Raw genomic sequence first — 13889 nt, forward strand, 5'->3', positions numbered from 1 at the left:
GCTTAATCCTGTAAGCATTTCATTGAAAATTCAGATATTGATGATTCCCAAACAGATCATATCCTCTGGCTGCTAAAGCTTTCATACACAGATTAAAAAGTTAATTGAGAGGATGACAATATGAAAACTCTGATTATTGACAACTATGATTCTTATACTTTTAACCTTTACCAATTGATTGCAGAAGTCAATGGAGAGTATCCCACTGTAATTTACAATGATCAAATAGTATGGGATGAACTCAAACAGTGGGAATTTGATAACATCGTGATTTCACCAGGTCCTGGTCGTCCAGAGAAATCAAAAGATTTTGGGATCTGTTGTCAAATAATTCAAAATACCCAAGTGCCACTTCTAGGTGTTTGCTTGGGAAATCAGGGTCTTGGTTATGGGTATGGAGGAAAAGTTATTCATGCACCTGAAGTTCGGCATGGTCGGCTGAGTGAAGTTTATCACACTGCTACTGATTTGTTTGCGGGAATACCTTCTCCTTTCTCTGTTGTGCGCTACCATTCTTTGTTGGTTTCCGATGATCTACCGGACTGTTTGGAAAAAGTAGCATGGACGGATGAAAATCTGGTGATGGGAATTCGGCATCGCCATTTACCACTCTGGGGTGTGCAGTTTCATCCAGAGTCAATCTGTACTCAATATGGACATACTTTATTTGGGAATTTTAAAGAGATTACCCGAAAATTTGCCCAAGAGCAAGACAACAATCCGAAAAAACAATATTGGATAGGAAATAACCAGACTGCAACCTTACCGACAAGTGATTCTGATCAAAAACAGCAACAGGAATTTGAACTTTGTACCCGCAAACTTAATTTGTGTGCCGATACAGAGCAGATGTTTGTGCATTTGTTTGGCAACTCTGCCAGTGCATTTTGGCTAGATAGCAGTCGGGTTGAACCTGGTCTTTCTCGCTTTTCCTTCATGGGAGATAACAGTGGTGAAAATAGTCTGTTGATTCATTATCAGACGCAAGGGCAGGAACTGACAATTACACAGTCCGATACTGTCAGTTTCAGAACCGAGGGGATTTTTGATTATCTCCAGCGGGAAATTGAACTGCGGCACTGCCCATCTGATCACCTACCCTTTGATTTCAATTGTGGATTTGTGGGTTACTTTGGCTATGAATTAAAGGCAGAATCTGGATCTCAATTCAACTATTCCTCTAGTTTACCTGATGCCATGTTCCTGTTAGCTGATCGGATGATTGCAATTGATCACCAAGAGCTAACTATCTATCTAATTTGTCTAATCCAGCAAGGACAAAAATCTTCTGCAGAAGATTGGTTTGAAGCGACCAAATACCAAATTGACAATCTTTCTCCTCTGTCGCCTATTGTTGCTGAAAATAAAAAAATACCTGTTATTTTTCGATTAAGTAGGTCGGAAAAGACTTATCTTGATGATATTGAAAAATGTTTACAGGAAATTCACGAAGGAGAAACTTATCAAGTTTGTTTAACAAACCAGATTCACACAGACATAACACCTGATCCGCTAGAGTTCTATCGTTCATTACGCCGCATCAATCCTGCTCCTTATGCTGCATTTTTGCGCTTTGGGGATGTGGGAATTGCCTGTTCATCTCCAGAGCGATTTTTGCACATTGATCGTCAAGGTTGGGTAGAAACAAAGCCCATTAAAGGGACTCTACCCAGAGGAAAGACAGCTACAGAAGATTTCATTCTCCGTGAACAATTACGGAATAGCGAAAAAGATCGAGCTGAGAATTTGATGATTGTGGATTTACTTCGCAATGATCTGGGACGGGTTTGTGCTGTTGGTACTGTCCATGTACCCAAATTAATGGATGTGGAAACCTACGCTACAGTGCATCAATTAGTGACGACAATTCGCGGTCAATTACGCCCTAATATGAGTGCCGTAGACTGCATTCGTAACGCCTTTCCTGGAGGTTCTATGACTGGCGCACCTAAGATTAGAACCATGGAAATTATTGATCGATTAGAGCAAGAAGCACGGGGAGTTTATTCAGGGGCAATCGGCTTTTTGGGTTTGAATGGTTCAGCCGATTTGAATGTTGTCATTCGTACCGCTGTGTTGACGACTGCACAAACTTCGATTGGTGTTGGTGGTGGTATTGTAGCACTTTCTGATCCTCAGATGGAGTTTCAAGAAACTATGCTGAAAGCCAAGGCATTGATTCAGGCATTGATGATCACAACACATGGAGTTTTTGATGCCGACCAATATTATATCCAGGGAATAGAAACAGAGGTTTTTGATAATTATGAAAAAGTGGGTGTATAAGCCCTCAATAAACAGCTAATTTTCGCAACTCTTAGACCTGCTGTAACTGATCATAAAATATCGAATCAATCTTACAAAAGAAGGGAACTCTTAACAGGGAACTCTTAACAGGGAACTCTTAACAGGGAACTCTTAACAGGTAAGGAATACAGACATTCTTGTTTTCAATCAATATGTACAATTAATTTTGCTTGGGTACTTATTGTTATGACAACCAGTTAAACTTTTTGTTTAACACCAATATTAAAACTAATACTGACTCTTTCTTCATTACTTAAATTAGGTTCTACACTATGCATTAGCCAACTGGGAAATATTATCATATTTCCTTCCACGGGTTTGTAAGCAACACTGGGCATAGTCCAAGGAGTAAATTCTAAATAAGGTGGTAGAAGTCTATGGGCGCTAATTCTAGGGTCATGAAATAAAAGTCCCCCACAATCTTGCGGTGACTTAATATAGTAAACACCACTTAATAATGAATTAGGATGTTCATGAACTGAATTATAAGCAAATTTTCCATTAACTATTGCCCAGGCAGTTTTGATATTAATATCTAACTGATTTAAATCCCATTTAAGTAAATTAGTTACTTCTAAAACATTAGTTTTGATAATTTTCATCAAATCTTGGAAATCATCTCGTTTATTGAGATTGTCTAGGCTATGCCAACCAAGGACATTAGACATTTTCATGCCTTTTTTATCATTAGCATATTCCATCTGTATTAATTTCATTAGTTTTTTATTTAAATGTGGATACTCATCAATAGAAAAAAGCCATATTGGGGTGGGAAAACAATCTTTTTGATTACTTGTCATTGGTGAAAAGCTGTTACAAACTAGATATAAAAATTTCAGTATTGCCAAATTTAATCAAAGAATATGGGAGAGGTAAGATCAACTACTCTCTCCCAATTGCCTAAACTAATTCACTACATAAAAGCGAAATTATCCGCAGTCAAACTAGTGGTATCAATTCCTTTCAACATAGCCACGGTTGTTGCACCGATCATAATGCTATTACCACTTAAAGTTAGGTCATCAAAGCCAAAACCAGCACCTTGACCGCTAATACCTAAAACATCAGTACCCATTTCAAAGTCAACAACGGTGTTAGCGGCAAGAGGTAAATCACCATTAACTATCCAGAATTGGTCAGCACCTGCACCACCTGCGAGCAAGTTACCACCACCTTCTTGGGCATAGAATTCATCATTACCAGCTCCACCCAGAGCGCGATCGCCACTACCCAGGTAGAATGTATCATTACCAGCACCACCAGACATCCGGTTTTCACCTAAAGAATCGGTAGCATCAAATTTGTCATTACCAGCACTACCAAAAACTCTATCCTTACGACTAACATCGATAGTATCATCACCACTACCAGCATTGACGCGGTTGTTACGAGCATTACTATTGAATACGAAATCTACCTCATCATTACCACCACCAGTAAATATGGTGTCTTGAACGCCATCTATCTCTACAGATGCAATTAAGATGTCTGCAACAGAAGTCCCAGAAACCAAGTCTTGTTGATTGACTTCAGTTACTGAAGCAAACATTGTTTGAGCAATGTTGACTTGATCAACTGCATTAGCAAGACCGGGGATTTGGAAGCCGTAGGACTCAAAACCTTCACCGATAGAATTTGTCAGCGTTTCTGAATCAACACCTTGATAGTAGACAGGTACAGGACGATTAGTATGGGTTCCCCAGTCGTACTTGTCAGTGTCACTATTTCCCCAGAAGTTACCAGATTCGGCAATTGTATCAATCGCAGTTAACTGTTCAGCACCTAGACTGCTGAGTAATGCGGGAAAATCATCAGTTAAGTTAAGATAATGGTCGTGGTCAGCAGTAACGATCAATTGGTTATCTTCCCAACCACCATTGCTTTCAATCCAATTAATAACAGAGCCAATGGCTTTGTCAAAGTCCAAAACTGTTCCAATCAGGTTATCAATGTTGTTATCGTGGGCAGACCAATCGATATCTCCACCTTCAACCATCAACCAGAAACCATCAGGATCTTTACCTAACACTTCTAATGCAGCCTGAGTCAAATCGTCGAGTGTTGGGTTTTCGTTGACTTCTCTAGCAATAAAAGATTCATCGGTTTCACCGGGTAAGAGAGGTCTAACGGTATCTGGATTTAGCCCTTTGGTAGAGTTGTTGGTGAACATCGCTAAACCAGTGGTGCTGTAGTCTCCATCGGCAGAACTAACAGGCAAGTTACCATCTTGACCACGTGCGCCATACAGACCAAGTAAGCGATCGCCTTTTTCTGGATCAAGTGCAGCTGCTGTATCTGCCAACACCTGAGCCGCATTTGTACCACGCTCTAAAAATGTGTAGTCATAGATATTGGAGGTAGGATTGTTACTTAACTCCTGGTAGGTTGTTTCCTTAATATATGTATTGTCTCTTGGTTCAACACCATCGGGTAATGGTTCTCCAGTATTGGAAAGTGGATGACCACCACCAAGTAGTACGGTTGGTTGGTAAATACGCAGTTCTTGCTGCAAGATAGTGTCTAATGAAGCAGTTTCACTATCAAATTTGTTACGGTTATTGACATTTGCTGCTGCGGCCGCCGGGGTAGCATGATCAATAGGAACAGATGTTACCAAACCTGTTGATTTTCCTAACTCAGCCGCTTCAGCTAAAACGCTTTTAACTGGTTTTTCAAAAATATCAACGCCAACAGCACCGTTATAACTCTTGATGCCAGAATAAAGTGTGGTAGCTGTATTCGCGGAGTCAGGATAGCTGTTTTTGATGTAACCAGAATCATTCCCTGGAGTCCAAGGATTGATCCCACCTTTTACTGGATCGTAACCCACAAGGTTGCCAACTGCACCTTCGCTAACTTTTGCACCACCACTAGATGTAGTACCAGGATTAAATGTAGGATCAAATACAAAACCATCACGTACAGGAGTAGTTCCTGTGGGAGTGTTGATAGTTTGGTTAGAATCGTTCAGGGCTGAGTTAGATACGTTAAATGTGCCGTTAGTACCTGCGATTGTAGTTCCGTAGGTAGTGGCATAAGTGTAACCTGTCAGTGTTTGAAAGTTAAGTCCTTCTCCCTTGCCTTCCGTATAAAAATCACTGAGAGTAGCACCCGTTTTACCTTCTCGAATTTGTTTGTAAATAGCAGCAGCACGAGCCATTTCCCAGCCCATACCATCGCCAATCATGATGATTGTATTCTTAGCCATGATGGTTGATTTTCCTTAAGTAAAATAACACCGATGAAAATTAGTTGGTATAGATTTAAAAGAGGTCGATTACTTCTTGAAAGAATCCATTCCATCCTGTAGTTTTGAGGAAAGATTCTTTGATGATCATTCTTCGACAAGTGGATGAAAATTAATATTCCGATTGATATGATTTCAGTCTTAGGTTAAAAAAAAATTATAATTTGGCTATTTTTTGATTAAAAGTCACGATATTGAGTAAGTATAAATTAAATCTTTTGTAGTAGGGTGCGTCAGACCCGATAATTTAGCAAAAGAAGATTTTCTCTATCTGACGCACCTTTTGTAGTAGGGTGTGTCAGACCCGATAATTTAGCAAAAGAAGATTTTCTCTATCTGACACACCTTTTGTAGTAGGGTGCGTCAGACCCAATAATTTAGCAAAAAAAAGATTTTCTCTATCTGACACACCTTTTGTAGTAGGGTGCGTCAGACCCGATAATTTAGCAAAAAAAAGATTTTCTCTATCTGACGCACCTTACTCAATAAGTTATTTTCAAAGCCTAAAATGAAGCAATTTTGTTCATTCATATCATGGCATTTTTCTATAAAATTTAAGTTATAGATGTCATCAACTAGATTAGAAAAAAATAAAAAAATGGGAGAGTTAAGAAAATTTTCCTCTCCCAATTGCCTAAACTAATTGACTAAACAAAAGCGAAATTATCCGCAGTTAAACCAGTGGTATCAACTCCTTTTAAAATAGCCACGGTTGTTGCACCGATCATAATGCTATTACCACTTAAAGTTAGGTCATCAAAGCCAAAACCAGCACCTTGACCGCTAATACCTAAAACATCAGTACCCATTTGGAAGTCAACAACGGTGTTAGCAGCCATAGATAGATCACCGTTAACAATCCAGAATTGGTCAGCACCAGCACCACCAGAGAGCAAGTTACCACCACCATCTTGGACATAGAATTCATCATTACCATCTCCACCCAGAACGCGGCCATCTGCACCTAGGAAGAACATATCATTACCAGCACCACCAGAGATGCGGTAGCCCATTGCATCAGTAGCGTCTAGTTGATCATTTCCACTACCACCAAAAGCGCGATCGCTATCAGCAACGAAAATGGTATCTTCACCACTACCAGTAAAGATGCGATTATTGCCAGCTAAAACACCACCGAAGGGAATGTCTACTGTATCGTTGCCAGCGCCTGTGAAAACTGTATCATTAATGCCATCAAAGTCAGAACCTGCTACTAGGTCATCTGCGTTTGGTGAACCAGATACCAAGTCTTTTGCAGATTGACCTACACCTGGTGCTACGTTAAGAGGCTGATCTAATTTCAACTGAATGATTTCGTTGTTGTCGATATCTGGACCACGACCGACGGAGAAAGGATAGTTATTATCATTAGCCACCAAAATGGTATTTTGATCAACAACTAACACATCTTCAATTGTCACAAATGGGAAATCAAATGTGGTTTTACCATCTCCATTCAGGTCGTTGGGGTCTTGGATATTCAGCAGGTCAACTACTTCCTGTTTCTCAACAACGCCATTAGCATCTGTTTTGGATAAATCAACTTTGAAGATTTTTTTGAATTTAGCATCTGCTCCTTGACCATTATCTCTCTCAATCACCAGATACTCGTTATCATTAATAACTGTCATGTCGCCAATCGCATTGGCGGGACTGCTGAGTTGATAATAGAGTTTCCTGTCAGTGTATTCACGACTAGCTAGGTCAAATTCATTAATCCGCAAAGCCCCTGGAGTGTCACCTTGTACTGTACCCTCCAACAGCATATACAGCTTGGTTTTACTGGCGTTGATAGCACCACCTTCAAAACCTTTAGAACCACCTAAATTAGCGATAGCATCTCCAGCGATTACTTCAGGATTTTGAGGAGAACGCACTATATTGTAAAGAGGATCATCTTTGAGTTGATCACGAACTCCTACTCCGGTATCGGAAAAGTCCGTAAACAGCGCATCTACCCCTAATTGGAAAAACTGTTGAAACTCTAATTCTGGGTTTCCTTGATAATCTTGCGCTAAATAGTTATCTTCATTACGGAAGGTATAAGGGTGAACTTGCAAACCTGCGTTGTGAGCATCTTGAATCAAAGTTGAAGCAGGTAACAGAGTCTTATCGGCATCATTTACTGAACCATCTCCATTGACATCATCAGCTTTTCCATCACCATCAGCATCGGTACTTTTGACGCTAACAATCATCCGTTTCCAAGGACCAATACCATCAGCATAATTAGCAACTTCAGCTAAACCTTCAGGAGTTCTTAAATCACCATAGGTACGACTGTCACCACTCACGACAAAATCATAGGGTTGACTTTCGATGATATTACCATTGAGGTCAATATCTTTAGCATCTAAAAGCTGCACCAGTGGAATATCTACACCAGCTGCTGGCATAATCGTATCATGCAGTTCTTTGAGATTACTTACTTCAAAAGACTGGATGAAAATGCGACTAGGATCAGTGAAGTTTTCTGCCTTGAGGGTATCAATCAGTATCTGACTGATATTTCTATTAATTTTGTCTGTAGTTCCTACATAAGTAGCTTCTTCGGCTAAATAAGTAGGATGTTTAGTTTCAGGATAAATGCCAATCTTTTTCCCTGTGGTTGCTTCCACATTCTTCACAAGGTCAATAATTTCTGAGAGAGTAGGAATCTCAAATTGACCATCGAAAGAGTGATCACGGAAAGGTAAACGTTCTATTGCTCGTAATTCTTTGATTTCCGCTAAGGTAAAATCTTCAGCAAACCAACCAGTGATTTCATTGCCATCTAACAATACTGTTTTTTGGCGATCAGCAAATTTTTCAATCTCATAAACATTGGTAGTTGTATTGCCAAAATTGACGCTACCATCAGCATTCAAAATAGCTAAAGCTGGTTCATGACGGGCAATTAAAACACCATCTTTAGTCACGACTAAATCAGGTTCAATAAAGTCTGCACCTAGATCAATAGCTAGTTGATAAGAAGCTAATGTGTGTTCTGGACGATAGCCAGATGCACCTCTATGACCAATAACTTCTGGTGCAGTTCCATCTAAAGTCTTGAAGCGATCAGGTGTAGCAATAGGAGCTTCTAAAAGTTTACCAGTCGCATCAAAATGCAAAAGATAAGGACCAAATTCTTCTCCTACCCAAAGACTACCATCTTTATCGATCACAAATGACTCGATATCAAAATCTGCCCCAGTTAATAATCTTTCTGTAGTTCCTTCATTGACTATCGAGAAGGGAACTTTATTATCAGGATCAGAAAGTTGAATGTAGTCTAAAAACTTAACACTACCATCTCCATTTTCTGTTCCTTTAAAGTTAGGATCTAGGTGTTGGATACGCAGCAAGAAGTCTGCACTATTTCCTTGTGCGCCGTAACCATTATCTGATAAGAAGTAAAAAGTATTGTCGTCGGCAAATTGTACACCACTAAAGCCTTGTACTGGCTGTCCGGGAAATGGACCAGTTCTGCCATTTCCTGAAATACCATTTCCTGAATCTGGACCTTCAGCAAAGGTATCAGCAGGTAAAGAAGCAAAACCAATCAATTCAACATTCTGAACCATATATTTAATATCTCTCTTTTTGATTTTTATCTACAGATAATACTGGATTTTCTCTAACTCACCTCAATACATAAATTCTCTATTTTCAACTAAAGAAAAATATAAAGATGAGTATGAGAAAATCCACTAAGTGACCATAATATTTTCATAATAAGATTAAGATTAAAATAAGTTTCAGAAAATAAATGGTTAAGATAAATTTTATGATTTGCCTTAAATTTTTGAGTTTTAAATACCCAAGACTTGAATCTCTTTCATCAAATTAAATATGCGATTTTTAGTTAATAAAAAAATCCTCGACTTCTTAGAGAAATCAAGGAGATGAGAATTTTTGAAAGCTAAAAATCAAAAAATAGTACTATGGTTTTCTAGATGAAAGCGAAATTATCAGCAGTCAAACCAGTGGTATCAACTCCTTTCAAAATAGCCACGGTTGTTGCACCAATCATAATGCTGTCACCACTTAAAGTTAGGTCATCAAAGCCAAAACCAGCACCTTGACCGCTAATACCTAAAACATCAGTACCCATTTGGAAGTCAACAACGGTGTTAGCAGCCATAGATAGATCACCGTTAACAATCCAGAATTGGTCAGCACCTGCACCACCAGAGAGCAAGTTACCACCACCATCTTGGACATAGAATTCATCATTATCATCTCCACCTAAAGCGCGGCCATCTGCACCTAGGAAGAACATATCATTACCAGTGCCACCAGAGAGACGGTAGCCCATTGCATCAGTAGCATCTAGTTGATCATTTCCACTACCACCAAAAGCGCGATCGCCATCAGCAACATCAGTCATATCTTCACCACTGCCAGTAAAGACACGATTATTGCCAGCTAAAACACCACCGAAGGGAATGTCTACTGTATCGTTGCCAGCGCCTGTGAAAACTGTATCATTAATGCCATCAAAGTCAGAACCTGCTACTAGGTCATCTGCATCAGAGGAACCAGATACCAATTGAGAATCTTGAACTAAGGAAGCATTGGGAGCAATTAGGAACGCCAACTGACCACCTTGTACCAGGTTTTCGTTAGCAGTTGCGGTTCCATCTCCATTCCCATCAATGTTGGTGGCAGTAATAATGGAGCCATCACGAAGGCTGTGAGCCTGCACATCAAAGATAAACTGTGTACCAGGAGCGTTACCGAACAGTGTGGAAACATCTAAAATACCGGAACTTTCCCAGTTACCAATATCGGTGGGGCTAGAATCGGTTTGGCCTGAAGGCACACCAGAGCGATCAACCTGTGCAATACGGGTTGCAGTTGCAGCAGGATCTGCTGCGGAGGGATCAATAGTCCAGATAGAAGCTTCTTCCCCAGAAGTTGCACCAAAAAGGTCAGCACTAATAGCGCGGTCTTCTTGAAGATAGATTAAGCCATTATCAGCCCAATCTAAGTTGTCAGGACTACGCAGACCGAAATCTTTGTTACCTTCATCGTTACCATCGTAAAGGATGTTCAGGTTAGCTGTGATTTCAGTTGCGCCAAAGTCAACGTCAATTTTATACGTTGTACCCCAAGTATCGGCACCATCGAAAACTTCTGGGCGACCCGTAGAAGCTAAAACTGCTTGAGTACCGTCGAAGGGGTTGGTGGCTACGTCTTCAGGACGAGAGAATTTGAAAGCCCCAACAGCCGCTGCAAGAGCATCTTGTTTCTCTTGGGTAGCAAAACCTTGAGCATCGTAGCCATTAGTACCGGCTAAGTCGGGACGGTAGTAGTCAATTTCCACAAACTTACCATTTGTGCTGCTGCCACTGCCGCTAAAATCTCTGGGGTCTGCTTCAATGGGATCTGAGGCATTTGCTGTATCGTCAGCAACCCAAACATATAATTTGCCTTCAGATAGTCCATTGCGATCTAAGAAACTGCCATCACCAGCAGCATTCTTCTCACCAACGTATAGTATTAATGGAGCAGTTTGGCGGTCATCTCCAATCAAGAGAGCCACTTGATCTGTATTCCCAGTGTCTAGTTCAGTTGCGCTTTCCCAAGCCGCACGACCTAACCAGGGTAAAGCCCACAGTTCATTAGTAGCAGTGTCTAGAGCAAACTGTGTACCACCATCGGTTTCTTCACCAGCAAAGTAAATGCGATCGGTAAAACCTTTACCATTACCAAAATGGTTGGCTTCCATCAAATTCGCTGAACAAAAGCGGTTGATACCGCCAAATTCTAAGTCAGAAGCAGCATCTACAACGTCACCTGCGCGGTTATAAATTGTGTCATACGCCAGACCTGAATCAACTATTTGCAGTGTGCGTTTATCAATATCAAAATAGCTGATTCGTGCGCCTGGTAAAGAAGCACCGCTTTCTAGGGTGTAATTGTAGCCAACATCATTAGCCAATTCATGGTTAACCAGGACTCGAACTGTAGTTTCATTCAGTTCAAACGCACCTGTACCATCGAGAATTCCTGGAGGGGTATAACTGTCTATAGTTTCCCCAACAGTGAAGATAGGATCTACGGTATAACCGTCTAGTCCCTGAATTTGGGCGGGCTGGGTTGTATCAAATTGTGTAGTCATAAAATTCCTCAAATTTATAATTGCTATGCTTTTTGAGCAATTAGTTCAAAAGCATTTAGTGACGATGTTTAATAGCTGTAAAAATAAGACCTTCTAAAACTTTTTTGTTTACTCTAGTAAGACTTAAATTTACTAGCTATTTAGCATTACTTGTGATAGGTTTTCACTTTTAGGTTAAGAGGAAACTATGACTTAGCTATTGGGTGATTAAAAATAGTTAAAATTACAGAACTATAGTTAGCTTGTTTATATTCAGTTTAATAAAAAATTAAAATGTGAATAACTTTAGATTAAAATTTAATAAATTCGGAAATTGGCTCGTAGTTAGGGCTTTAGCCCGAATTTTAGATATAAAGACCTGACTACAAACCTTTAATTATTTACATTACTCTACTTATCTAATTATCTAATTACAGATAAAAACCGATTTTTGTCTGCGTCTTCTTTTACCTGTAAAATAAATTTACCTGTTACCCAACTATGGTTAGCTTGTTTATATTAAGTTTAATAAAAAATTAAAATGTGAATAACTTTAGATTAAAATTTAACAAATTCGGAAATTGGCTCGTAGTTATGGCTTTAGCCCGAATTTAAGGTCTAAAGACCTAACTACAAACTTTTAATTATTTACGTTACTCTACTTATCTAATATTATGGATTCTACTTCCTTGTATATCGATGTTTCACACCAATAGGAAAATACTCTGCATCCCCATTTGCAGTTAATGTCACCTGTGGTGTTTGATATTCTGAGGGAACATAATTAGCAAATTCGCTATTCAAACGCAACAATTGGGAAAGAATGGAAGAGGTTATAGTTTCTTTCTTCTTCTTGTTACTCTTCACTCCTGGTGCTAATTCTACAACTACAGATAAAAACCGATTTTTGTCTGCGTCTTCTTTTACTTGTAAAACAAATTTACCTGTTACCCATTCTCTAATTATCGGTTGTTCTAACCCGACTGTGACATTTTCTGGGTAAATATTTGCGCCAAAATAGGAAACTGTAAAATCCAACCTTCCGAAAACATAGACGAAAGGTAATTGATGAATTCCTCTGGGTGAATGGTGAGTAGACGAAGAGAGATTTTGATCTTCTAAGGGATTAAATCCCCATTTTGCTAAAAACTTCAGCATCTCTTCGTAACTAATTAACCCGCCATGATCTAAAATGTTATATCTAATTAAGGGAATACCATTGTCACCAGAAAATAGCAAATTCCCATTTTCAACTTCAAAAAATCGACTACAGGGGTCATACTGTACTAATGTCGGTAATCGAGATTCCCCAAATAATGCTTTAGCAGCATCAGGATTTTCTGCTAAAAAGCGACGAATGCAGATACTCAAAGGTGTTTCATTTCCTAAAACTCCTGCGTCTGCTGTTCCATACATGGAAGCAAAATCATAACAGGGATTTTGAGAACCTACTCTTTCACCAACTAAACTTCGCCATTCTTCACTAAATACTTCTCCTGCCATCACTAATTTAATCTGATATTGCTGCCATTGCACACCAGCAGCAATACCCGTATCAATAACATCTTTGAGAAATGGCGGATATCCTAAGAGGACAACTTGCTCAAAATGATTACCCAGTTCTTGCACAACTCGCAATATTTCGGTTTTGTTGTTGCCAGGTGTAATTACTGTGATAGGATAACCCTTGGTAGTAAGATGACGACAGCAATTAGTGGTAAACATTCCCCCCACCCATGTTCCCAAAGTGAAACAAATTACTGCTAAGGTGTTTTTGGTGTCTGCATCAAAACTATCGTGAAAAATCTGCTCAAACCTTGTGGCTATTTGTAGTTCATCTGTATAAAAACGCGGCCAAAATGTCGGTTTACCCGTTGAGCCAGAGGAAGCCGCGATCATATCACAGCTTCCTAATTTTCCATTATTACACAATTGGGGCAAAGAATAACGGGAAATATAATTTTCTTTATTGATTATGGGGATTTTTGGGAAATCTTCGACAGTTTGAATGGTTTGAGGATTGATGCCCCGTTCTGCTAAAAATGCTTGATAAGCGGGTACAGTAACAGCTATATGTTGAAATAGTGCGATCGCTAATTCTTCGCTGGGTATATCGAGATGCTCTACTAGTTTCTCTTCTAAGGGAGTAGACAAAAAATTTTCTAATGCTAAAATTGCCCTTTCTGTTGGTATTTCGTGCTTCATAAGAGTTGTGGGTGGAAAAAATCTGGTCGCTCTTTGTGAGTATTT

Annotated in this window: 5 protein-coding genes and 1 pseudogene; 1 reads left to right on the forward strand and 5 read right to left on the reverse strand. The window is 39.5% G+C overall.

The annotated features are described in order from the left end of the window. Positions 1-120: 120 nt before the first annotated feature. Positions 121-2286 carry an aminodeoxychorismate synthase component I gene (gene pabB / locus ANA7108_RS0104605; protein WP_016949596.1) on the forward strand — a complete coding sequence of 722 codons (2166 nt, stop codon included), beginning with the start codon at positions 121-123 and terminating at the stop codon, positions 2284-2286. 218 nt (positions 2287-2504) lie between these two features. Here the strand turns inward: pabB and ANA7108_RS0104610 are convergent, their stop codons facing one another. The 5 genes and pseudogenes from ANA7108_RS0104610 to ANA7108_RS0104630 form a co-directional block, all read right to left on the reverse strand. Next, on the reverse strand, positions 2505-3107 hold the full coding sequence (locus ANA7108_RS0104610; RefSeq protein WP_016949597.1) for a TIGR02466 family protein: 603 nt from the start codon (positions 3105-3107) through the stop codon (positions 2505-2507). 113 nt (positions 3108-3220) lie between these two features. Continuing rightward, positions 3221-5515: an alkaline phosphatase gene (locus ANA7108_RS0104615; protein WP_016949598.1), complete on the reverse strand. Its 2295-nt coding sequence runs from the start codon at positions 5513-5515 to the stop codon at positions 3221-3223. A 686-nt stretch (positions 5516-6201) separates the two neighbouring features. Continuing rightward, a pseudogene (locus ANA7108_RS0104620) lies at positions 6202-9114 on the reverse strand (esterase-like activity of phytase family protein); the annotation flags it as partial. A 371-nt stretch (positions 9115-9485) separates the two neighbouring features. Next, complete coding sequence (locus ANA7108_RS0104625; protein WP_016949600.1) at positions 9486-11660, reverse strand: alkaline phosphatase PhoX; 2175 nt, start codon at positions 11658-11660, stop codon at positions 9486-9488. A 660-nt stretch (positions 11661-12320) separates the two neighbouring features. Next, positions 12321-13844 carry a phenylacetate--CoA ligase family protein gene (locus tag ANA7108_RS0104630; RefSeq protein WP_016949601.1) on the reverse strand — a complete coding sequence of 508 codons (1524 nt, stop codon included), beginning with the start codon at positions 13842-13844 and terminating at the stop codon, positions 12321-12323. Positions 13845-13889: the final 45 nt, after the last annotated feature.

The sequence above is a fragment of the Anabaena sp. PCC 7108 genome (genome assembly GCF_000332135.1).
Lineage (GTDB): Bacteria > Cyanobacteriota > Cyanobacteriia > Cyanobacteriales > Nostocaceae > Anabaena.

Coding starts and splice junctions, on each gene's coding strand:
- ANA7108_RS0104625 (WP_016949600.1), bottom strand. CDS start 11,660: ATGACTACACAATTTGATACAACCCAGCCCGCCCAAATTCAGGGACTA.
- ANA7108_RS0104615 (WP_016949598.1), bottom strand. CDS start 5,515: ATGGCTAAGAATACAATCATCATGATTGGCGATGGTATGGGCTGGGAA.
- ANA7108_RS0104630 (WP_016949601.1), bottom strand. CDS start 13,844: ATGAAGCACGAAATACCAACAGAAAGGGCAATTTTAGCATTAGAAAAT.
- ANA7108_RS0104610 (WP_016949597.1), bottom strand. CDS start 3,107: ATGACAAGTAATCAAAAAGATTGTTTTCCCACCCCAATATGGCTTTTT.
- pabB (WP_016949596.1), top strand. CDS start 121: ATGAAAACTCTGATTATTGACAACTATGATTCTTATACTTTTAACCTT.